The organism is Halomonas marinisediminis (genome assembly GCF_004347715.1).
Lineage (GTDB): Bacteria > Pseudomonadota > Gammaproteobacteria > Pseudomonadales > Halomonadaceae > Halomonas > Halomonas icarae.
This window is the reverse complement of the sequence record NZ_SLTR01000015.1, coordinates 1-22,374: the sequence shown is the minus strand read 5'-3', so window position 1 is coordinate 22,374 and position 22,374 is coordinate 1. Positions and strand designations below refer to the sequence as shown.

The following is a 22,374-nucleotide window of genomic DNA, read 5'->3' as shown; positions in this document are numbered from 1 at the left end:
CATCACCCCTGTGCTGCCTGCCGCCCGAACTGCAGCTCGGCCAGGCGGCGATAGAGTGGGCTCGTGACGAGCAGCTGCTCATGGCTGCCGGCGGCCACCAGGCGTCCCTCGTCGATCACCAGGAGGCGGTCGGCGGCGGCCACCGTGGCCAGGCGATGAGCGATCACCAGGCTGGTGCGTCCCACCATCAGCCGGTCCAGGGCCTGCTGTACCAGGCGCTCGCTCTCGGCATCCAGGGCGCTGGTCGCCTCGTCCAGCAACAGCACTCGGGGATCCTTGAGCAGCGCCCGGGCAATCGCCAGGCGCTGGCGCTGGCCGCCGGAGAGTTGTACGCCCCCGGGGCCCAAGGGGGTATCGAAGCCCCTGGGTAGCGCCTCGATAAAGGCCAGCGCGTTGGCCGCTTCGGCGGCCCTGCGCAGTGCATCGGTCGAGGCATCGAAGTCGCCGTAACGCAGATTGTCGGCCACGCTGCCGGTGAACAGCACAGGCTCCTGAGCCACCAGGCCCAGGGTCGAGCGCAGCTCGAAGGGGGCGAGGTCGCGAAGGTCGATGCCGTCGAGGCGCAGGGTGCCGCTGTCCGGATCATGGAAACGCAGCAGAAGCGCGAGCAGGGTGCTCTTGCCGGCGCCCGAGGGGCCGACCAGCGCCACCCGCTCGCCCGGGCGGATGATCAGATCGATGGCCTCAAGTGCCGGGGTCTTCCGGCCCGGATAGGTAAAGCTTACTCCCTCCAGGCGGATCTCGCCGGTGAGTGGCCGAGGCAGAGGGATCGGCCGGCTCGGTGGTGCGATGCCAGGGCGGGTGTCGAGCAGCTCCAGCAGGCGCTCGGCGGCCCCCGCGGCGCGCTGCACATCGCCGGCCACCTCGGCAAGTGTGGCCACGGCGCCGGCCGCCAGCACGGCATAGAAGACGAAGGCCGAGAGCTCACCGGCGCTGATCTCGCCGGCGAGTACCGCCAGCCCGCCCTGCCACAGCATGATGCCCACCCCCGCGAAGACCACCAGCATGGCGACGCCGGTCAGCCAGGCGCGCTGGCGGGTACGCGCGATGGCGCTGGCGAAGGCCTCTTCGACGCGCCCGGCATAGTCGCGCCGATCGAGCCGCTCATGGGTGAAGGCCTGGATGGTGCGGATGCCGGAGAGCGCCTCATCGGCATAACGGCCGAGCTCCGCCACACGGTCCTGGCTGGCCCGCGAGAGCCCCCGCACCCGCCTGCCGAACCATAGAATCGGCAGCACCGTGGCCGGAATGCCCACCAACACGATGGCCGACAGCCATGGCTGGGTCGCCAGCATCAGCAGGACGGCACCGATCAACATCACCAGGTTGCGCAGGGCCAGGGAGATTGAGGAGCCGAACAGGCTCTGCAGCACGCTGGTATCGGCGGTGAGTCGCGAGGTGATCTCGCCGGCGGCCTGGTCGGGCGCCTGGGCACTCTCGAAGAAGCCGGGCTCCAGGGTCAACAGATGATCGAAGACCCGGCGGCGCAGGTCCGCGGCCAGCCGCTCGCCGATCCAGGATACCAGGTAGTAGCGTAGTGCCGAGGCCATCGCCAGCACCGTGACCACGACCAGCATCATGCCCAGGGTGCGCCCCAGGGCGGCGCTGTCGGCGTCCATGAAGCCGCGGTCGATCACCAGGCGCAGCCCCTGGCCTAGCAGCAGCACGCTGCCCGAGGCCATCAGCAGGGCCAGGGCGGCCAGCGCCAGGCGCCCTCGATAGGGGGCCAGCAGGCTCAGCAGACGCAGCAGTATGCGAGGATCGGGGCGTGACGACATCACCGCCTCCCTAGCCCTGACCCTTGAGCTGCTCCCTGAGCTGCTTGGGTACCTGCTTGATGATCAGGCGGTCGCTTGCCTCGTCGTATTCGATGCTGGAGCCCAGCAGGTGGGAGTCGAAGCTGATCGAGACCCCGCCGGCGCGTCCGGTAAAGCGCTTGAACTGGTTCAGGGTCTTGCGATCCGGCGGGATCTCCGGCGACAGCCCGTAGTCGGCGTTGCGAATATGATCGTAGAAGGCCTTGGGCTGCTGCTCGTCGAGCAGCCCCGAGAGCTCCTCCAGGGTGATCGGCTCGCCCCGGCTGGCCTGCTCGCTGGCATACTCCACCAGGGTCTCGGTCTTCTCGCGGCTGTTTTCTTCGGGCAGGTCCTCCTGCTCGACATAGTCGCTGAAGGCCTTGAGCAGGGTGCGGGTCTCTCCCGGGGCATCGACGCCCTCCACGGCACCCAGCAGGGCCGCGAAGCCCTCGGCCAGCGCCTTGCCGCCACGCTCGCGGGTCCAGGAGAGGTACTGTCGGGAGTCGCCGCGCTGCCACTGGCTGATATCGAGCCGGGCGGCCAGGCTCATCTGGGTCATATTGAGCTGGCGCGCCGTCGTCGGCTGCAGGTCGTCGTCGATGGCGAACCCCTCTCGATGGTGCAGCAGGGCCAGGGTCAGGAAGCGAGCATCGCCGAAACGCGTGTCCAGCACCATCAGGTCACCGGACACGGAGAGGTGGGCATCCAGCAGCGTGGCGAGGCGGCCGGCGAGGTCTCGTGTCACGGCAACGAAGTCGCGTTGCTCCTCCAGATAGGCAGTGAGCTCCATCGCCAGCGGTGAGGCGGCATCACTCTCATCATCCTGGCCGCGCTCCGCGAAGTGGCCCCAGGCCTTGTTCTTGGCATGATAGGCGCGGGTCAGGTCCTCGAGCATGGCCTCCAGAGCCTCCGACTCGGACAGCGGTTCACTTGCCGGCAGTAGACGAGCCGGGGCGTCACCGCCTTTCTCGATGCGATGCACGATGGCGTTGAGGATGGGCATGGGACCTCCCGCGATGGTGGACGAGGGCAGGCATGATACCCGCCGCTGGTCGCCGCCGATAGGCGCGACGGTCTCAGCGCTCCTCGAGATAGGCGGTCATCGAACCGGCCAGCAGCAGCGCGATCAGATCCGCCTGACGATGGGTATCGGTCTTCTGGAACAGGTTGCGCAGGTGAAAGGCCACGGTAGTAGGAGAGACGCCCATCTGCTCGGCAATCTCCTCGCTGCGCAGGCCCTCCAGCAGTGCGGTGGCGATTCGCGACTCGGTAGGCGTCAGCCCGAACAGGCTGGCCAGTATCTCCCGAGGCAATGGCGGACGCTGATCCGGCGCCGATAACAGCACCACGACACTGGCGTCCTTCCCCGTGGCTTCCGGTGTCTGTCCTAGCGCGCAGATCAGCACCAGCAGGCCGTGTCCGCCCGGCTGATGGGGCAGACGCAGGGAGAAGACCGGCTCCTCGCCCTGGCAACTGGCCAGGGTCGCCGCCGCGAGGGTCTCGCGTAATTTTCGGGCCATGGCACCGCGCACGGAGAGTGTCCGGTTCAATCGAAGAACGTCGCTCGCTGCGGCCAATTGCTGCGCTCGCTGATTGATGAAAGTGATCTCGCCCTGGCAATCAAGCAGCACCATGCCCGGTGCCACCAGATCCAGCACACGGGTGGCGGCCTGAAACGCCTGTTGTGATACTTCCTGGTGCAGCGCGCTCATGGCCTGGCGCAGCTCCTGGAGTTCATGGCTCGACTTGTCGCGCATGCGTGAGACCTGCCGCAACCGGGCATCGATCGTGGCCAGCAACAGGTCGAAGTCGATAGGTTTGACCAGGTAGTCGTCGGCCCCGAGGCGCTTGCCTTCGACCACCTCCCGAGGATCCGAAAGGGCGGTGAGAAACACGAAGGGCGTATCGGCCAGGTGTGGCCGCTGTTCGCGCACGGCATCGAGTACCCCGTAGCCGTTGAGCCCGGGCATATTGATATCGCACAGGATCAGATCCGGAGTACAGGCGTCGACCTGCTGCAGAGTGGCCTCACCATCGGCCGCCTCGAGCACGGCATATCCCGCTTCTCTGAGCTCATCGCAGATGTCGGCGCGCAGATCTTCCTGATCCTCGGCGCATAGAATCAGCGGTGAACGGTGAGTGATGTCATGACTGTTCATTGCCGGTCTCCCTGACCTCGGCGGCGGGTAGCCGCAGCGTAAAGGTGGTGCCCTCACCGGGGCGCGAGCACATCGTCAGGTCGCCGTGCTGGATCTGGGCCAGATGGCGAGCGATATTCAACCCCAGGCCGGTACCATCGCTGCCGGCCGCAGCGCTGCCGCGGAAGAATCGCTCGAACAGTCGCGGTTGCTCGTCGACAGCAATGCCACGACCGAAATCCGTGACCCGACAGATGATCTGATTCGCCTCGCGGGCCGTGGTGAGATGTACCGGTTGACTCTCGGGGGAGTACTTCACGGCATTCTCGACAAGATTGGCCAGTATCTGCTCGGTCAGGGTGCGGTCGCACCAGGCCCAGGCGTCTTCAGCGCCGTGCCGTGCCTGCAGACGCCGGGTGCCGGAGACGTCGGCCTCCAGGTGGCAGAGCTCATCGACGATACGGCGCAACGAATGCCGTCCCAGGCTGGCTATGACCTGCTTGCCGTCGATACGCGCGGCGGTCAGCGAGGACTCCACCAGGCGGGTCATCTGGGTGACCGCCTCGCGCAGCCGCGTATAGCGTTCGCTGCGCTGTTCGGGGCTGAACTGCAGATGCCGTCGTTGTAGCCGCTGCAGGCCCGAGTCGATGACCGCCAGCGGCGTTCGGAACTGATGGGAGACCATGGCCGCGAAGCTGCGATAGAACTCGCTGACGCCACGCTCGCGGTCGAGGGACTGGGCGAGGGCCTCGGAGGTCTGACGATAGCGATAGACGTGACGTTCGACCTCCTCCTCCAGGCGGTCACGATGCACCATCAATTCACGCTGTGCGGCGCGTCGCTGGCGCAGGGCGATGACCAGCAGCATGACCAGTACCATGCCGCTCAGGCCAATGCCGATGATGGAAGCGATCACCTGCCTGAGGCTGCTATGGTACGTATCCAGGCGTGCCCCCGTACTCTCCCACTCGGCCATCATGACACGGTTGGCGATGCGATTGAGGCTGGCCATCAGCGCATCGAGATCTGGCGTGAGCCGTTGAGGGTCGAACCCGTTCATCCCCTCCGGGGTCGTGGCACTGTCACGCAGGGCTTGCATCTGAAGCAGTGCATCATCGAGACGCGCCGCCAATCCTTCGTTGCTGAGGTAGCGTCGCTGGGGCCCATCATCCAGCAGCGTCAGGCGGCTGGTGAGGATATCCAGGCGTAGCTCGGGGTCCTCGCGGAGGTCTCCCAGCGCCTGCCGGTTGATCGCCTGATCCAGTCGGTGGCTGGCCACCTGGGCCTGGGTCACCACCCACAGCATGTTCTCATCCACATTGACGCGCATGGCCTGCTCGACCTGGACGAGGCGAACCAGTGCGAAGACGAGAAACGCGGTCAATGCCACGATCACCAGAGTCGGCGCGGCATAGGCGGGTACGCTTCGCAGCTTGGCCATCAGTCGATCTCGAGCCGATGCAGCTGCCAGACCCAGCGGTAGTCGTAACGGATATCCTGCAGCTCGAGGTGGTCGTCACGCGGATAGACGATCCACAGGGGCCCCTTGTCGCGACGGGTGAGGCGTTGCTCGTTCATGGTGTCGGCCAGCAGCACATCGTAGCGCCGGAAGTCCTCGATCGGGATCTCGACCCGGTAGTCGTTGAGGGCCAGGGCCGTCACCGTTTCGCCGTCCGCCGCCAGGGCATCCAGCAGATCCCGAACCAGAAAGCCCTCGAATGTCTGGCGGCCGTCGGTAACGCTGGTATGGGTCGTCAGCCGCTCACGGGGCAGGGCATTCAGCATCTGGGCATCCAGATGAGCCTCATCACCGAGATTGGTGAGTGCAATATCGCCGGCGACCTCCAACAAGACGTCACCCCTGGGGGGAGGAAAGGGGGTGTCGGTGGACCAGGTCGCGGTCGGGAAGGCGAGTAACAGAGCCACCAGAAAGCAGTATCGGAGAAAACGGTATCGGAGAAAACAGTATCGGAGAAAACAGTATCGGATCGGTATCACGTCAACGTCTCCCTTGTGATCGCCCCTCTTTTGTGATCGCCCCTATTGCACTGTAGCCCGCCGGGATCAAGGGTGACCCCCTGCGTATGAAGGGGTCGCGTGCTGCATCGGGGCGCTAGGCTATGAGAAGGCGGCGGCAGCAGGAACGCCTGGCGTCCAGGCTTTCGAGGGCGCACCTTCAGGGCACCCTAGCATGTTGCCGTATCGAGGGTGAGATAGGGAGCGACAGCCACTCAGGCTGGGTAGGCCGGGGGAGTCAAGACGATGACGAGTAATACGCTGCGACAGCCTGATATGCGCGAGCGCATTCAGCAATTATTACACCCGACAGGAGTTGCGGCAGAGCTGGCCGGTGAGTAGGGCCTGCAGGGCGAGCAGCGCACGAACTCTCTGATTGGTGAGGGTGGTGAGGCGGATTAATGGGACCAGGCGCTGGAGTCGCCAGGAGCCTGAAGCGGGGCAGGTCCCCGGAATTAGCGAGGAGATCATCATGAAACGTGGCATGGCAGTTATTGCAGCCGGTGCGCTGAGCCTCGGGAGCTGGGTGGCACAGGCCCAGGCCGACGAAGTGGTCGAGCAGATCGAGCTGGGCCTGGAGCTCTACCAGGAGGAGGAGTATGGCGCGGCGATCACCGAACTGGAGTTCGCCATTAGCGATATGCGCAAGCTGATGGCGGCGAGAATCGCCGAGACCTTCCCCGCGCCTCCCGACGGGTGGAGCGCCGCCGAGGTCAGCACCAGTGGTGGTGGCGGTGCGGCGGCGATGTTCGGTGGGGGAGGGAGCATGCTGGAGCGCGAGTATCGGCAGGACGGCGGCGAGGGTCGGCTTACCGCCAAGCTGATGATCGACAATCCGATGATTCAGGCCATGTCGGCGATGTTCAACAACCCGGCATTGATCGCCGCCCAACCCAATATGGAGCGTATTCGCATCGGGCGCGAATCCGCGATTCTCAAGTGGGATCCCGACAACGGCAGCGCCGAGGCCTCCTTCCTGATGGATGGACGCATCCTGATGCAGGTCGATGGCAGCAGGCTGGAATCGGAAGCTCCTGCCGTCGAGCTGCTCAAGGCGTGGGATCTTGACGCCGTGCGCGAGCAGTCCGCCCGTTGACCGTAACAGTCCCGCTCCTGCGGGACTGTTACGATGGCTGGTCCCGGTGGCTAGGGCTTCAGTCGATAGCCGGTACGGAAGATCCAGGCCACCACCGCCAGTGCCGCGGCAAGGAATAAAACGATCATACCCAGGCTGAGCAGAGGGCTGACATCGCTGATTCCGTAGAAACTCCAGCGGAAGCCGCTGACCAGATAGACCACCGGATTGGCCAGGGTGACCGCCTGCCAGAAGGGGGGCAGCATATCGATGGAGTAGAAGGTGCCACCGAGGAAGGTCAGCGGCGTGATCACCAGCAGCGGCACCAGCTGTAGCTTCTCGAAGCCATCGGCCCAGATGCCGATGATGAAGCCCAGCAGGCTGAAGGTAGTCGCCGTCAGCACCAGGAACAGTGCCATCATCAGCGGGTGCGCGATGGTGTAGGGCACGAACAGCCGTGCGGTGATCAGCACGATGATCCCCAGGATCAGCGACTTGCTGGCCGCGGCGCCCACATATCCCGCGACGACCTCCCAGTAGGACATGGGCGCGGAGAGCACCTCGTAGACGGTGCCCGAGAAGCGCGGAAAGAAGATGCCGAACGAGGCGTTGGAGACGCTCTGGGTGAGCAGCATCAGCATGATCAGGCCAGGCACGATAAAGGCGCCGTAGCTGATGCCGTCCACCTCGCTGATCCGCGTGCCGATGGCGGCACCGAACACCACGAAGTAGAGCGAGGTGGAGAGTACTGGCGAGACGATGCTCTGCAGCACGGTACGCAGGCTGCGGGCCATCTCGGCACGGTAGAGGGTCTTGACGGACTCGAGGTTCACGCCGACTCCTTGACCAGATTGACGAAGATCTCCTCCAGGGAGCTCTGGCGGGTATACAGGTCCTTGACGGCGATGTCCGCGGCCTCCAGGTCGGCCAGCAGCCCGGCGATACCGGTGCCATCATCCTCGTCTGCCGTGGCGTCATAGGCGTAGACCAGGGCGTGTCCCTCCTCGGCCAGCGTCAGGCGATGACGGGCGAGGCGTTCCGGCACCGATGCCAGCGGATCACGCAGATGGAGGGTGAGCTCCTTGCGGCCCAGCTGCTGCATCAGCGCCTGCTTGCCCTCCACCAGCACCAGCTCGCCGGAGCGGATCACCCCGATGCGGTCGGCCATCTCCTCGGCCTCCTCGATATAGTGGGTGGTGAGGATGATGGTCACTCCGCTGTCGCGCAGCGCCCGCACCACCTCCCACATGTCGCGGCGCAGGGCCACATCGACCCCGGCGGTGGGTTCGTCGAGAAACAGGATCTCCGGCTCGTGGGCCAGCGCCTTGGCGATCAGCACCCGGCGCTTCATGCCGCCGGAGAGGGTGATCATGCGATTGTTGCGCTTCTCCCACAGCGACAGCGAGCGTAGCACCTTCTCGATATGTGCCGGATCCCTCGGCTTGCCGAACAGCCCCCGGCTGAAGCTCACCGTATCCCACACCTTGATGAAGGCGTCGTTGGTCAGCTCCTGGGGCACCAGGCCGATGCGTGCCCGTGCCTCGCGAAACTGACGCACATTGTCGTAGCCATCGACCAGCACGCGTCCGCGGCTCGGGTTGACCAGCCCGCAGATCACGCTGATCAGGGTGGTCTTGCCCGCTCCATTGGGGCCGAGCAGGGCGAAGATCTCGCCACGACGAATCTCGAGGTCGATATCCTTGAGTGCCTCGAAGCCGCCGGCAAATGTCTTGCCCAGGCCCTCGACGCGAATGGCCGTGCTGTCCTGCGCTTCACTCAAGGGTAATGTCGCCGTCGAAGGTCAGCGCCAGGTCGATGCCGTCGACCGTCACGGTGACCCGCGCCGGCAGCTGCTCGTCCCCCTTGAGGTCGCCCGCATCGATCGCCTGCTGCACGGCCTTCTCGATCTCCTGCTGGGTATTCACGCCGACGGTCTTGAGCAGCTTGCGAATGCTGTGCTGGAAAGCGTCCTGGTTCATGCTGAGACTCCTTTAGCAAGGGGGATCAATTTCCATCCTACCGTGACTGCTCGAGACTGTCGCCTCGGCGCCGATGGCATTTAGTCGGGAGATGGCACTTAGCCTGGAGATGGCACCGACGAGGTTCGCGTGAGTCTACGCAGAACGAAAAAAGCGCCCCGAAGGGCGCTTTGGTATCGGCTCCGGCCGCCGCGAACGGCGGCCTGCGATGTTGCGAGCATCGGAGTCGAAGCTGAGGATATCAGAACCGCGGCACTCAGGCCTCTTGAGCGATCGGAATCACGTTGGAGGCGGCGTTCTGATACTCCTCAATCTCGTGGAAGTTCATGTAGCGATAGATCTCGCCGGCCATGGCGTCGAACTCGCTCATGTAGCGGCGATATTCGTCGACGCTCGGCAGGCGGCCTTCCACGGCGGCCACGGCCGCCAGTTCCGCAGAGGCGAGGTAGACGTTGGCACCGTCGCCCAGGCGGTTCGGGAAGTTACGGGTGGAGGTGGAGACCACGGTGCTCTTGGCGGCGACGCGCGCCTGGTTACCCATGCACAGCGAGCAGCCCGGCATCTCCATGCGTGCCCCGGCACGCCCATAGATGCCGTAGTAGCCCTCCTCGGTCAGCTGGTGCTGATCCATCTTGGTCGGCGGTGCCAGCCACAGGCGCGTCTTCAGGCTGCCGGCCGGCTGCTTCTCGAGCAGCTTGCCCGCGGCGCGGAAGTGGCCGATGTTGGTCATGCACGAACCGATGAAGACTTCGTCGATCTTCTCGCCGGCCACCTCGGAGAGCAGACGGGCGTCGTCCGGGTCGTTGGGCGCGCAGAGTACCGGCTCATTGAGCTGGTCGAGATCGATCTCGATGATCTCGGCGTACTCGGCGTCCTGGTCGGCACGCATCAGGCTCGGGTTGGCCAGCCACTCCTCCATGCCCTGGATGCGGCGCTCGATGGTACGGCGGTCGCCGTAGCCGTTGGCGATCATCCACTTGAGCAGGGTGATGTTGGACTTGAGGTACTCGGTCACGCTCTCCTCGGACAGCGTGATGGTGCAGCCGGCGGCGGAGCGCTCGGCGGAGGCGTCGGAGAGCTCGAAGGCCTGCTCCACGGTGAGGTCCTCGAGACCCTCGATCTCCAGCACGCGACCGGAGAAGGCGTTCTTCTTGCCGGACTTCTCGACGGTCAGCAGGCCGTTCTTGATAGCGTAGTAGGGGATCGCGTGGACCAGGTCACGCAGGGTGACACCCGGCTGACGCTTGCCCTTGAAGCGCACCAGCACCGATTCCGGCATATCCAGCGGCATCACGCCGGTGGCGGCGGCGAAGGCCACCAGCCCGGAGCCGGCCGGGAAGGAGATACCCAGCGGAAAGCGGGTATGGGAGTCGCCGCCGGTGCCCACGGTGTCGGGCAGCAGCATGCGGTTCAGCCAGCTGTGGATGATGCCGTCGCCCGGGCGCAGCGAGACGCCGCCGCGGTTCATGATGAAGTCGGGCAGGGTGTGGTGGGTATCCACATCGACCGGCTTGGGGTAGGCGGCGGTGTGGCAGAAGGACTGCATCACCAGATCGGCCTGGAAGCCGAGACACGCCAGATCCTTGAGCTCGTCGCGGGTCATCGGCCCGGTGGTGTCCTGAGAGCCCACGGTGGCCATCTTCGGCTCGCAGTACATGCCGGGACGCACGCCGTCCAGGCCGCAGGCCTTGCCGACCATCTTCTGGGCCAGGGTGAACCCCTTGCCGGTGTCGGCGGGCTGCTCGGGCAGGCGGAAGACGTCGGAGGCGGGCAGGCCCAGAGACTCACGCGCCTTGGTGGTCAGGCCGCGACCGATGATCAGCGGGATACGGCCGCCGGCGCGCACCTCGTCGAGGATCAGCTGGGTCTTGAGCTCGAATGTGGTCAGCACCTCGTCGGTGCCGTGCTTGCACACCTTGCCCTCGTAGGGGTAGACGTCGATGACGTCGCCCATCTCGAGCCTGGAGACATCCATCTCGACCGGCAGGGCGCCGGAGTCTTCCATGGTGTTGAAGAAGATCGGGGCGATCTTGCCGCCGAAGCAGAAGCCGCCGGCGCGCTTGTTCGGCACGTTGGGGATATCGTCACCGAAGAACCACAGCACGGAGTTGGTGGCGGACTTGCGCGAGGAGCCGGTGCCGACCACATCGCCGACGTAGGCCACCGGGAAGCCCTTGGCCTTCACGTCCTCGATCTGCTTGAGGGGGCCCTTGACGCCCGGCTCCTCCGGCTCGATGCCGTCACGCTCGTTCTTGAGCATGGCGTTGGCGTGCACCGGAATATCGGGGCGCGACCAGGCGTCCGGGGCCGGGGAGAGGTCGTCGGTGTTGGTCTCGCCAGGCACCTTGAAGACGGTCAGGGTGATCTTCTCGTCCAGCTTGGGCTTGGCGAGGAACCACTCGGCGTCGGCCCAGGACTGGATGACATCCTTGGCCACGGCGTTGCCCGCCTTGGCACGCTCCTCCACGTCGTGGAAGGCGTCGAACATCAGCAGGGTATGCTTGAGCTGTTCGCCCACTTCCTTGGCCAGGTCGGCATCGTCGAGCAGCTCGACCAGCGAGACGATGTTGTAACCGCCCTGCATGGTGCCCAGCAGCTTGACGGCGTGGACCCTGTCGATCAGCGGGGACTCGGTCTCGCCCTTGGCGATGGCGGTCAGGAAGGCGGCCTTGACGTAGGCAGCCTCGTCGACGCCCGGCGGGACGCGGTTGGTCAGCAGGTCGAGGATGAACTCCTCTTCACCCGCCGGCGGCGTCTTCAGCAGTTCCACCAGGGCGGCGACCTGCTCGGCGTTCAGCGGCTTAGGCGGCACGCCTTCGGCGGCACGCTCCTCGACATGTTGGCGATAGGCTTCAAGCACGTTAGGGCCCTCATTGCGTGTGGGGCCAGAGTGTCGCGACCCGGTGGAATCACGACCCAGTAGAGTCGCTGTCCGATAGAGTCGCTACCCGGTAGAAACAGCACCGGAACAAGCCTCTGGCGTGTGGAACAGGGAGGGAAGTCCCCGTTTCAGGTGGCGGCGATTCTACGCGAGACTGTCGACAATGTTAAGAGAAGCCCATGCTGGCGGGCCTTGCACTTTGGTCGGCGGGATGTGGGTTTGGCTACATAGTGATGGCTACATAGTGTTTGGCGTGGAAGGTGGGAGGGGGGCCTTGTGGGAGGGACGCCTTGTGGGAGGGCGGCTATGCCGCGCGAATGGCGCCGTCAGGCGCCTCGGCGGTGTTCCCCATGTTCAGAGACATTACCGGGAGGCCTTCGGCCTCCATTCGCCCGGGATGACCCGGCCTCCCACAGGAGCGAATGGCGCCGTCAGGCATCCCTGCAGGCTCACAACGGCAGGTTGAGCTGGCGCCTCGCATCGGCCTCCACCAGCCGGGTGCCGACGCCCAGCAGGCGCACCGGGCGTTGGCCGCGCCGCCAGGCCTGCTCCAGCAATCTGGCGTAGTTCTCGGGGGAGGGCGCCAGGCCACGGCTCTCCAGGGTGGTGAGGCTGAAGTCATCGAAGCGTACCTTGATGACGATGCCGGCAAGCGCCGGGTGGCCGTGGCGTGCCAGGCGCTCCTCCAGCTTCTCGCAGAGCGGCAGCAGTGCCTCCCGGCAGTGGGCGAGGTCGGGCAGGTCGCGGGCGAAGGTGGTCTCCACGCTGACCGACTTGCGCTCGCGCTCGGGCTTGACCGGGCGGTCATCGATGCCGCGGGCCAGCTCGAAGAGGCGCTTGCCGAACTTGCCGAACTCCTCCACCAGGCGCTCGATGGGCAGCTCTCGCAGCTCGGCGCAAGTGTCGATGCCCAGGGCGTCCAGGCGAGCGCCGGTGGCCGGGCCCACGCCGTGGAGTTTTTTTACCGGCAGCGCGCTGACGAACTCCTCGACTCGGTGTGGAGGGATGACCGTCAGGCCATCGGGCTTCTCCCAGTCGCTGGCGATCTTGGCCAGAAACTTGCTGGAGGCCGCCCCTACCGAGACGGTGATCCCGGTACGTCTCAGGCTCTCCTGCTTGATCCACTGCGCCATCCAGGTGGCGCTGCCCGAGAAACGCTCCACGCCGGTGACATCGAGAAACGCCTCGTCCAGCGAGAGCGGTTCCACCAGGGGGGTCAGCTCATGGAAGATCGCCTGGATCTGGCGAGAGACCTCGCGGTACTTGTCGAAGTCGCCGCGCAGCAGGGTGAGGTGAGGGCAGAGGCGTAGTGCGCGGGCCGTGGGCATCGCCGAATGGATGCCGAAGGCCCGCGCCGGGTAGTTGCAGGTCGCGATGACCCCGCGCCGATCGACACTCCCGCCGATGGCCAGCGGAATGTCGCGTAACGCAGGGTTGTCGCGCATCTCCACCGCCGCATAGAAGCAGTCGCAGTCGGCGTGGAGGATCTTGCGCTCAGGAGAGGGCTTGACCGTTGCCGCCACGGATCACGCCAACGCCGATGCCTTCGATCTCCAGTGGATCGTGCCGCAGGTCGACCTCGATGGGGGCGAAATCGGCATTTTCCGCCACCAGGGTCACCTGGTGACCCTTGCGCTGGAAACGCTTCACGGTGACCTCATCCTCCAGTCGTGCCACCACGATCTGACCATTGCGCACTCGATCGGTGCGATGCACCGCCAGCAGGTCGCCCTCGAGGATGCCGGTCTCCTTCATCGACAGGCCGCGGACTCGCAGCAGGTAGTCGGCCCGGGGCGTGAAATACTCCGGGGGCAGCGGGCAGTAGCGATCGATATGTTCGGCGGCCAGGATCGGGCTGCCCGCCGCCACCTCACCGATGATCGGCAGCTGCCGCGCCGGGGCCTCCTCGGTCTCGGCCTCCGCTTCCTGGGCGGGCAGTCGAATCCCCCGTGAGGTGCCGGAGATCATGCGGATGGCGCCCTTGCGCTCGAGGGCGCGCAGATGCTCCTCGGCCGCATTGGGCGAGCGATACCCCATCGCCCGGGAGATCTCCGCCCGGGTCGGTGGGTACCCGAGTTCCTGCATGGTCTTGACGATAAAGTCGTAGACGTTCTGTTGGCGCTGGGTCAGCGGACGAGCCATGGGAACCTCCTGTGCGAATGGCGCAAGCGTATTGATCAAGTATACAGCATGTCGTTCCTTACAGTAATTGGGATGTTCCAGCGTGGAAACATCGGAAAGGGGCTCGATCTCAAGGTCGTTTTAAACGATGCGTTACCCGAGCGTTGAGCCCAAACTGCCCACTAGCGTAGAATTGCGCTAAGTTTCAAACAAATGTTTATAACTGGACGCTCCCAGCATGGCACAGAATGATACCGTCACCCGGATCCTCGACACCGCCGAGGTGCTGTTCGCCGAGCGTGGCTTCGCCGAGACATCGCTGCGCACCATTACCAGCAAGGCCAAGGTCAACCTGGCGGCGGTGAACTACCATTTCGGTTCCAAGAAGTCGTTGATCCAGGCGGTCTTCGCGCGTTATCTCGACCCCTTTACCGAACGCTTTCATCGTGCTCTGGATGAGCTCGAGGCGCACTATGCTGGCCAGCCCATTCCCCTGGAACGTCTGCTCGAGACCATGGCGGGCAGCGTGCTGGAGGTGCCTGCGGAGCGCAACAGCCTCAAGGTCTTCATGCGTCTGCTTGGGCTCGCCTACAGTCAGGCCCAGGGCCACCTGCGCCGCTATATCCAGGAGGAGTATGGCAGCGTCTTTACCCGCTTCACCGCGCTGATTCGCCAGGCGACGCCGGAGCTGCCCGATAGCGAACGCTTCTGGCGCCTGCACTTCATGCTCGGCTCGGTGATCTTTACCCTCTCGGGCCTGGATGCGCTGCGTGATATCGCCGAGAAGGACTATGGTGAGCATGTCACGGTACGTGATCTGGTACGTCGCCTGCGGCCGGTGGTGGTGGCCGCCATGCAGGCACCGTTACCGGACCACCTGTCGTCTGCCCCACAGGAGGCCTGATCATGTCCCAGACGCCCACTCCTCAGGTGCATATGTCTCAACCCGCCAGAGACCCTTTGGGTCCCGTCATGCTGGATCTGGAGGGCACGCGGTTGACGGCCGATGAGGCCGACCTGCTGTGCCGTCCGGAGGTAGGGGGCGTGATCCTGTTCGCGCGCAATGTCGATTCGGCCACTCAGGTGCGCAAGCTGTGTGACTCGATTCGTCGACTGCGGCCCACTCTGTTGATCGGCATCGATCAGGAGGGGGGGCGTGTCCAGCGCATTCGCGAGGGCGTGACGCGGCTGCCCGCCATGCGCCGCCTGGGGCGTGACATGGATAGCCGCCCCGACGAGACCCGGCGGCTGTGTCAGGACACCGGCTGGCTGCTGGGCATGGAGATGGCCGCCTGCGGTCTCGATCTCACCTTCGCCCCGGTACTCGATGTCGATGGTGGCACCTCCACGGTGATCGGCGACCGCAGCCTCTCCTCCTCTCCCGAGGTCGTGACGACGCTGGCCGGTGCCTTGATCGATGGCCTCCACGAGGCCGGCATGGTGGCGGTGGGCAAGCACTTTCCGGGGCATGGCGGGGTATCGGCCGACTCTCATCACGAGCTGCCGGTCGATGGTCGCCCCCTCGAGGCCCTGCGCGCCCATGATCTGGTGCCTTTCGAGCGGCTGGCCTCGCGGCTCGACGCCGTGATGCCGGCCCATGTCGTCTATTCCGACTTCGATAGCCGCCCCGCAGGCTTTTCGCCGGCCTGGCTAGGCATGCTGCGGGAGAGCCTGGGGTTCCGGGGGGTGATCTTCTCCGACGATCTGAGCATGGCCGGTGCCGCCTCGGCGGGGACGCCCGCCGAGCGTGCCCAGGCGGCACTCTCTGCCGGCTGTGACATGCTGCTGGTCTGCAATGATCGTCAGGCGGCCCTGGAGGTGCTCGACGCCTGTCGCGATCACCGCACCACGCCACGCCTGTCGAAGCTACGCTTCGGCCGCGCGCGGCCGTCCCTGGAGAGCCTCTCCGCGCTGTCGCGCTGGCGCCGCCTGCATGCCCACCTCGAGGCCATGGGGTAATCCCACCTTTAATTCCATACGAGATCCTTTCGATGTCCAGACTCGACCCCGAGACCCATCAGTCGTTGACCGATATGCGCGAACTGATGGCCAACGCCGACTGCCTGATCAGCCAGGAGGAGGTCGAACGCGCCCTCGACCGCATGGCAGAGGAGATCACCCGCGACCTGGGTGACAAGCTGCCGGTCTTCTACTGCGTCATGAATGGGGGGTTGATCACCACCGGCCACCTGCTGACTCGCCTCGGCTTCCCGCTGGAGGTGGATTACCTGCATGCCACCCGCTACCGCGGCAAGACGCGGGGAGGGGAGCTTTTCTGGCGGGTATCGCCGGAGATCCCCATGGCGGGACGCCATGTGGTAATCGTCGACGATATCCTCGATGAGGGCGCGACCCTGGCCGCCATTCTCGACTACTGCCGCGAGGCGGGCGCGGACAGCGTCACCACCGCCGTGCTGGTCGACAAGCAGCACGACCGCAAGGCGGTTCCCGGCCTCAAGGCGGACTACTGCAGCCTGGAGGTCGCCGACCGCTATGTGTACGGCTTCGGCATGGATATCAAGGGTTACTGGCGCAACGCCCCGGGAATCTTCGCACCCAAAGGACGATAAACAGTGCTAACTGCTGGTGGGAGGCCGGCTTTGCCGGGCGAAGGCGCCGCCAGGCGCCCCGTGTACGGCTTCGGCATGGATATCAAGGGCTACTGGCGCAACGCCCCGGGGATCTTCGCACCCAAAGGACGATAAACAGTGCTAACTGCTGGTGGGAGGCCGGCTTTGCCGGGCGAAGGCGCCGCCAGGCGCCCCGTGTACGGCTTCGGCATGGATATCAAGGGCTACTGGCGCAACGCCCCGGGGATCTTCGCGCCCAAAGGACTATAAGCATTGCTAACTGCTGGTGGGAGGCCGGCTTTGCCGGGCGAAGGCGCCGCCAGGCGCCCCGGAGGAGTTGCTCAGCTCCTTGGCATTGCCAGGGAGGCCTTCGGCCTCCATTCGCCCGGGGGACCCGGCCTCCCACCACACCCAGCCTTCCTGCCATAGTTTGTCAGCCTCCCAGCGGGTGGCGGTGCATAGAATCAGAAACCCCGCCGGCCCTTGAGGCCTGCGGGGTTTCCCTTTCTAGTTTCTACCTTTCGCTTGGCTGCCTGGCTGCCTGGCTGCCTGGCTGCCTGGCTGCCTGGCTGCCTGGCTGCCTGGCTGCTTGGCCCCTACTTCAAGCCAAGCTCATGCACGGCCTCCTCGCGCATCTTGAACTTCTGGATCTTGCCGGTGACGGTCATCGGGAACTCGTCGACGAACTTCACATAGCGCGGTACCTTGTAGTGGGCGATCTTGCCCTTGCAGAACGCCTTGAGCGCCTCCTCGGTCAGCGCCTGGCCCTCGGTCAGCTTGATCCAGGCCATCACCTCCTCGCCATACTTCTCGTCCGGGACGCCGATCACCTGCACATCCGAGACGGCGGGGTGGGTGTAGAGGAAGTCCTCGATCTCGCGCGGATAGATGTTCTCGCCGCCGCGGATGATCATGTCCTTGATGCGCCCGACGATCGCCACATACCCCTCGTCATCCATGGTGGCGAGGTCGCCGGTGTGCATCCAGCCCGCCGCATCGATGGCCTTGTCGGTGGCCTCCTGGTTGTTCCAGTAGCCGAGCATCACGCTGTAGCCGCGGGTGCAGAGTTCACCGGTCTCGCCACGCGCCACCACGGCGCCGGTCTCGGGGCTGACCAGCTTGACCTCCAGGTGGGGGTGAATCGTGCCCACGGTGGTCACGCGCTTCTCCAGCGGGGCGTCGGTCTCGGTCTGGAAGCTCACCGGGCTGGTCTCGGTCATGCCGTAGCAGATGGTGACATCCTGCATGTTCATGCGATCGATCACCTTGCGCATCACCTCGATGGGGCAGATCGAGCCCGCCATGATGCCGGTACGCAGATGCGAGAGATCGAAGCTCTCGAAATCCGGGTGCTCCAGCTCGGCGATGAACATGGTCGGCACGCCATAGAGGGTGGTCGCCTTCTCCTCGGAGACCGCACGCAGGGTCTGCTCGGGATCGAAGCCATCCCCCGGATAGATCATGGTGGCACCATGGGTCATGCAGCCCAGGTTGCCCATCACCATGCCGAAGCAGTGGTAGAGCGGTACCGGGATCACCATGCGGTCCTTCTCGGTCAGCGCCATGGTGCGCGCCACGAAGAAACCGTTGTTGAGGATATTGTGGTGGGAGAGGGTGGCACCCTTCGGCGCGCCGGTGGTGCCAGAGGTGTACTGAATATTGATCGGGTCGTCGAACTGCAGGGTGGCCTGCACCTCGGCGAGGTGCTCGGCGGAGACCTCGTCGGCGTGAGCCAGCATCGACTGCCAGCTGAACATTCCGGTCAGGGCGCGATCGCCATCCAGGCAGATGACCCGCTTGAGCTCCGGAAGCTTGGCGCTCTTGAAGGTGCTCGGTCCTCCGTCTCGCAGCTCTGGTGCCAGCTCTGCAAGGGTCGCCACATAGTCGGAGCTCTTGAAGACCCCCTGCAGAATCAGCGTCGAGGCGCCGGACTGCTTGAGGGCGTACTCCAGCTCGTGGGTGCGATAGCTGGGATTGATATTGACCAGGATGGCACCGATCTTGGCCGTGGCGAACTGGGTAATGGTCCACTCGGCACAGTTCGGCGACCAGATGCCCACCCGCTCGCCTTTCTGCACGCCGATGGCGAGCAGGGCGCGGGCGGCCTGGTCGACGGTGGCCTGCAGCTCCTTCCAAGTATAGCGCAGCCCCTGGTGACGGCTGATCAGGGCGTCACCGTCGGGGAAGCGTGCGACGGTCTCGTCGAAGCAGTCACCGATGGTCTGGCCCTTGAGCGGGGTATCACTGGTGCCGCTGACATAGCTGATCGAGTTGATTTGACGTGTCATGAGCGTGTCTCGCGCTTGTTGCTGAATTGTTGCTGAAATTGTTGGGCGGTTGGACAGCACTGCGTGGGGGCTGGCACGGATGCGTCAGTCGCTATCGCCGAGGCTCGCCAGCACATCCCGGGCGCGGCGCTCGACGTCGTCGAGCTCGAGCTGCATCAGCCGGATATCCTCCAGCTGGCGCTCCAGGTTGCTGCGCTTGTCGGCCAGGATCTCGATAAGGCGTCGCAGTTGGCGCCGATTCCCGTCGGGCATGGCGTCGTACATCATGACCACCTCACGGATCTCGGCCAGCGAGAAGCCCAGGCGCTTGCCGCGCAGGGTGAGCTTCAGGCGTACGCGGTCCTTCTCGTCATAGATGCGAGTCTGGCCGCGACGCTCCGGAGCCAGCAGCCCCTCCTGCTCATAGAAGCGGATGGTGCGCGTGGTGACCTCGAACATCTTGGCCAGCTCGCCGATGCTGTAGGTACGTCGCTGGCGGGGCAGCGGGCCGTCCTGGGCGGTGGCGGGAGCCGAGGTGGAGGGTGGTTGAGTCATGAGTGTCTTCCGTTTGTTATTGGCAAGCGGAGCGTGGCTCGCCCGCCTTCAGGCAACACTAGCCGAGGTTTACGTTAACGTAAAGGTCTTGTTAGACCATGGGTTGATATGGGATAAACCAAGCAAGTGCTAGGTTGGTGCCACTATTCCGTAGCGCCAGACATCACGGCCGCGAAGCGCCACTACACTGTCCATAACATTGTTCTTGACACTGTTCTTAACACTGCTCTTAACACTGTTCTTGACACGGCCCATAACAACCAGACGACGAGGAACCTTCCATGGACTTCTCCTTGACCGACGACCAGAAGGCACTGGCCCAGGCCGCGGCGGACTTCGCCCGCGCCGAGCTCGCCGACCATGCCGCCGAGTGGGACGCCAACGCTCACTTCCCGGTTGACGTGATTCGCCGGGCAGGAGAGGCCGGCTTCCTGGGCATCTATACGCCCGAGGAGCACGGCGGCCTGGGGCTCTCGCGACTGGAGGCCTCGCTGATCTTCGAGCAGCTCGCCCAGGGCTGTGTGGCCACCACCGCCTACCTCACCATCCACAACATGGTGACCTGGATGATCGCCAGCTGGGGCGATGACGCCCTGCGCGAGGCCTGGGTGCCCGCCATGGTAGCCGGCGAGGCGCTGGGTTCCTACTGCCTCACCGAGCCCGGTGCCGGTTCGGATGCCGCGAGCCTGCGCACCAAGGCCGTGCGCGAGGGCGACGAGTATGTGCTGAGCGGCTCGAAGATGTTTATCTCCGGGGCCGGTGCCACCGAGGTGCTGGTGGTGATGGCGCGTACCGGGGCGCCGGACAGTGGTGCCGGGGGCGTCTCGGCGATCGTGGTGCCTGCCGATGCCGCCGGTATCGAGTATGGCAAGAACGAGGAGAAGATGGGCTGGAAGAGTCAGCCGACCCGCCTGGTCAGCTTCGACGGCGTGCGGGTGCCGGTCACCAATCGCCTGGGCGAGGAGGGCGAGGGCTTCAAGTTCGCCATGAAGGGCCTCGACGGCGGCCGCCTCAATATCGCCAGCTGCTCCCTGGGCGCCGCCCAGCAGGCGCTGACCCTCTCTCGCGACTACCTGGCCGAGCGCAAGCAGTTCGGGCGCGAGCTCAACCAGTTCCAGGCGCTGCAGTTCAAGCTCGCCGATATGGCCAGCGAGCTCACCGCCGCGCGCCTGATGGTGCGTCACGCCGCCTGGCGCCTGGACAATGGTGACCCCGAGGCCACCGCCCACTGTGCCATGGCGAAGCGCTTCGCCACCGACATGGGGTTCACTGTCTGCAACGAGGCCCTGCAGCTGCATGGCGGTTATGGTTATATCCGCGAGTACCCCCTGGAGCGGCTGGTGCGCGATACCCGCGTTCACCAGATTCTCGAAGGGACCAACGAGATCATGCGTCTGATCGTCGCGCGGCGCCTGCTCGCCGACGGCGTGATCGAATCGCTGCAATAGCTCGCTTGAACAAACCATCTTGTCTGAATCGGGCAGCTCGCCTGAATCCAGTAACTCGCCTGAAAAAAGCCATAAGGAGACCAGGATGTCGGATCTACCCGTGCTCTTCGACGAGCGGCCCACCGCCGACGGTGGGCGCATCGGCGTCGCCACCCTCAATGCCCCGCGCTCGCTCAACTCGCTGTCACTCGAGATGGCGCGCCAGCTCGATGCCAAGCTCGAGGCCTGGGCGGTGGACCGCAATATCGTCGCGGTATGGATCGAGGGCAGTGGCGACAAGGCCTTCTGCGCCGGTGGCGATGTGGTCGCACTCTACCGGGCCCTGAACGAAGAGGATGAGAACCGCGGGTCGGGTCGCGACAGCGAGCTGCCGGCGAGCTACTTCACCCTGGAGTACCGTCTCGACTACCGTATCCACACCTTTCCCAAGCCGGTAATGGTGTGGGCGGATGGCATCGTCATGGGCGGTGGCCTGGGGCTGACGGCCGGGGCGTCCCATCGTCTCGTCACCGAGACCACCCTGATCGCCATGCCCGAGATCACCATCGGGCTCTATCCGGATATCGGCGCCAGCTGGTTCCTCAACCGCATGCCGCCGGGCGTGGGCGCCTACCTGGGCCTGACCGGCGCCCAGCTCAATGCTCGGGATGCCCTGGACCTCGGCCTGGGGGATCACTTTATCCCTCGTGAGTGTCGTGCGGCGCTGCTCGAGGCACTGGGCGAGGCCGACTTTGGCGATCGCAGCGCCAAGACACGGCGTGCCACCGTGCAGGCCGTGATCGACCGCTTCGAGGCGCGTGAACAGGCGCCGGCAGGGCAGGTAGCACCACATCAGGACACCATTCAGGCACTGGTCGGCAATGTCGATGTCGAGACCGCCGTGTCCCGCATCCTGGCCGATGACAGCGACGACAAGTGGCTCGCCGTCAACCGCAAGCGCCTCGCCGCCGGCTGCCCGATCAGTGCCCACCTGGTGTGGCGCATGCTCGAGCGCCACGCCCACACCAGCCTCGCCGACGCCTTCCGCGACGAGCTGGTGCTCTCGGTGCAGTGCGGCCGCCTCGGCGACTTCGTCGAAGGCGTACGCGCGCTGCTGATCGACAAGGACAAGAGTCCCCAGTGGACCTACCGCGACGTCGCCAGCGTCCCCGCCACCTTTATTGACGCCATGTTCGAATCCCCCTGGACCAGCGAGGAGCACCCGCTGCGCGACCTGGGCCATGGCCAGCGGGTGGGATGAAGCGTGATGTAGGAGGGATCGATCCGCCGCAGCGGCTCCGCATCGTGACTGGCGCCGTAGGCGCCCCGCGGGTGCTGACAAACCATGGGATGGCCTCACTTGTGGGAGGCCGGCTCTGCCGGGCGACTGGCGCCGTAGGCGCCCCGCGGGTGCTGATGACAAACCATGGGTTGGCCTCACTTGTGGGAGGCCGGCTCTGCCGGGCGAATGGCGCCGTAGGCGTCCCGCGGGTGCTGATGACAAACCATGGGTTGGCCTCACTTGTGGGAGGCCGGCTCTGCCGGGCGA

The 22,374-nt window shown here is 65.2% G+C and carries 19 protein-coding genes and 1 pseudogene; 7 read left to right on the top strand and 13 right to left on the bottom strand.

The window, feature by feature from the left end; all coding sequences use genetic code 11:
* Nucleotides 1-2: 2 nt before the first annotated feature.
* From E0702_RS11395 to E0702_RS11375, 5 genes are all read right to left on the bottom strand, one after another.
* Nucleotides 3-1,778 (bottom strand): ABC transporter transmembrane domain-containing protein, encoded by a 1,776-nt coding sequence (locus E0702_RS11395; RefSeq protein ID WP_132043932.1) that lies wholly within the window; start codon nucleotides 1,776-1,778, stop codon nucleotides 3-5.
* Nucleotides 1,779-1,788: 10 nt separating this feature from the next.
* Complete coding sequence (yejK, locus tag E0702_RS11390; protein WP_132043930.1) at nucleotides 1,789-2,799, bottom strand: nucleoid-associated protein YejK; 1,011 nt, start codon at nucleotides 2,797-2,799, stop codon at nucleotides 1,789-1,791.
* A gap of 73 nt (nucleotides 2,800-2,872) precedes the next feature.
* A complete protein-coding gene (locus tag E0702_RS11385) occupies nucleotides 2,873-3,955 on the bottom strand; it encodes a response regulator (protein WP_132043928.1) in 1,083 nt (360 codons plus the stop codon).
* Nucleotides 3,942-5,375 carry a sensor histidine kinase gene (locus E0702_RS11380; protein ID WP_205741924.1) on the bottom strand — a complete coding sequence of 478 codons (1,434 nt, stop codon included), beginning with the start codon at nucleotides 5,373-5,375 and terminating at the stop codon, nucleotides 3,942-3,944. The genes E0702_RS11385 and E0702_RS11380 overlap by 14 nt, the downstream gene beginning before the upstream one ends.
* On the bottom strand, nucleotides 5,375-5,860 hold the full coding sequence (locus tag E0702_RS11375) for a molybdopterin-dependent oxidoreductase (protein ID WP_240721724.1): 486 nt from the start codon (nucleotides 5,858-5,860) through the stop codon (nucleotides 5,375-5,377). Before E0702_RS11375 ends, E0702_RS11380 begins: the two co-directional genes overlap by 1 nt.
* A gap of 562 nt (nucleotides 5,861-6,422) precedes the next feature.
* Between E0702_RS11375 and E0702_RS11370 the strand changes: the two genes are divergently transcribed.
* Nucleotides 6,423-7,046, top strand: a complete 624-nt coding sequence (locus E0702_RS11370) for a hypothetical protein (RefSeq protein ID WP_237561969.1) — start codon at nucleotides 6,423-6,425, stop codon at nucleotides 7,044-7,046.
* Between the two features lie 50 nt (nucleotides 7,047-7,096).
* Here E0702_RS11370 and E0702_RS11365 read toward each other — a convergent pair whose 3' ends face one another.
* The 6 genes from E0702_RS11365 to lexA all read right to left on the bottom strand — a co-directional run bounded on the left by E0702_RS11365 (nucleotide 7,097) and on the right by lexA (nucleotide 14,027).
* Nucleotides 7,097-7,858, bottom strand: coding sequence for an ABC transporter permease (locus E0702_RS11365; RefSeq protein WP_132043926.1), 762 nt, complete (start codon nucleotides 7,856-7,858; stop codon nucleotides 7,097-7,099).
* Entirely contained in the window at nucleotides 7,855-8,805 is a 951-nt protein-coding gene (locus E0702_RS11360) for an ABC transporter ATP-binding protein (RefSeq protein WP_240721723.1), read from the bottom strand. Before E0702_RS11360 ends, E0702_RS11365 begins: the two co-directional genes overlap by 4 nt.
* Entirely contained in the window at nucleotides 8,798-9,004 is a 207-nt protein-coding gene (locus E0702_RS11355) for a DUF6494 family protein (RefSeq protein WP_132043924.1), read from the bottom strand. Before E0702_RS11355 ends, E0702_RS11360 begins: the two co-directional genes overlap by 8 nt.
* Before the next feature lie 256 nt (nucleotides 9,005-9,260).
* Nucleotides 9,261-11,864, bottom strand: a complete 2,604-nt coding sequence (gene acnB / locus E0702_RS11350) for a bifunctional aconitate hydratase 2/2-methylisocitrate dehydratase (RefSeq protein ID WP_132043922.1) — start codon at nucleotides 11,862-11,864, stop codon at nucleotides 9,261-9,263.
* Between the two features lie 470 nt (nucleotides 11,865-12,334).
* On the bottom strand, nucleotides 12,335-13,408 hold the full coding sequence (dinB, locus tag E0702_RS11345; protein WP_132043920.1) for a DNA polymerase IV: 1,074 nt from the start codon (nucleotides 13,406-13,408) through the stop codon (nucleotides 12,335-12,337).
* A complete protein-coding gene (gene lexA / locus E0702_RS11340; protein ID WP_132043918.1) occupies nucleotides 13,380-14,027 on the bottom strand; it encodes a transcriptional repressor LexA in 648 nt (215 codons plus the stop codon). The genes dinB and lexA overlap by 29 nt, the downstream gene beginning before the upstream one ends.
* Nucleotides 14,028-14,244: 217 nt before the next feature.
* On the opposite strand from lexA, the gene E0702_RS11335 reads away from it, so the two are divergent.
* The 4 genes and pseudogenes from E0702_RS11335 to E0702_RS19935 all read left to right on the top strand — a co-directional run.
* Complete coding sequence (locus E0702_RS11335; RefSeq protein ID WP_132043916.1) at nucleotides 14,245-14,910, top strand: TetR/AcrR family transcriptional regulator; 666 nt, start codon at nucleotides 14,245-14,247, stop codon at nucleotides 14,908-14,910.
* Nucleotides 14,911-14,912: 2 nt separating this feature from the next.
* Nucleotides 14,913-15,965 carry a beta-N-acetylhexosaminidase gene (gene nagZ / locus E0702_RS11330; protein ID WP_240721722.1) on the top strand — a complete coding sequence of 351 codons (1,053 nt, stop codon included), beginning with the start codon at nucleotides 14,913-14,915 and terminating at the stop codon, nucleotides 15,963-15,965.
* Between the two features lie 32 nt (nucleotides 15,966-15,997).
* Nucleotides 15,998-16,576 (top strand): hypoxanthine-guanine phosphoribosyltransferase, encoded by a 579-nt coding sequence (locus tag E0702_RS11325; RefSeq protein WP_132043914.1) that lies wholly within the window; start codon nucleotides 15,998-16,000, stop codon nucleotides 16,574-16,576.
* A 156-nt stretch (nucleotides 16,577-16,732) separates the two neighbouring features.
* A pseudogene (locus E0702_RS19935) lies at nucleotides 16,733-16,846 on the top strand (hypoxanthine-guanine phosphoribosyltransferase); the annotation flags it as partial.
* A 326-nt stretch (nucleotides 16,847-17,172) separates the two neighbouring features.
* Here E0702_RS19935 and E0702_RS11310 read toward each other — a convergent pair.
* Together E0702_RS11310 and E0702_RS11305 are read right to left on the bottom strand one after the other, a co-directional pair.
* Nucleotides 17,173-18,864 carry an AMP-binding protein gene (locus E0702_RS11310; RefSeq protein WP_132043912.1) on the bottom strand — a complete coding sequence of 564 codons (1,692 nt, stop codon included), beginning with the start codon at nucleotides 18,862-18,864 and terminating at the stop codon, nucleotides 17,173-17,175.
* An 84-nt stretch (nucleotides 18,865-18,948) separates the two neighbouring features.
* Nucleotides 18,949-19,398, bottom strand: a complete 450-nt coding sequence (locus E0702_RS11305; RefSeq protein WP_132043910.1) for a MerR family transcriptional regulator — start codon at nucleotides 19,396-19,398, stop codon at nucleotides 18,949-18,951.
* Nucleotides 19,399-19,679: 281 nt separating this feature from the next.
* On the opposite strand from E0702_RS11305, the gene E0702_RS11300 reads away from it, so the two are divergent.
* On the top strand, nucleotides 19,680-20,846 hold the full coding sequence (locus E0702_RS11300) for an acyl-CoA dehydrogenase family protein (protein ID WP_132043908.1): 1,167 nt from the start codon (nucleotides 19,680-19,682) through the stop codon (nucleotides 20,844-20,846).
* Between the two features lie 85 nt (nucleotides 20,847-20,931).
* On the top strand, nucleotides 20,932-22,086 hold the full coding sequence (locus tag E0702_RS11295) for an enoyl-CoA hydratase/isomerase family protein (RefSeq protein ID WP_132043906.1): 1,155 nt from the start codon (nucleotides 20,932-20,934) through the stop codon (nucleotides 22,084-22,086).
* The last annotated feature ends 288 nt before the right edge of the window (nucleotides 22,087-22,374 follow it).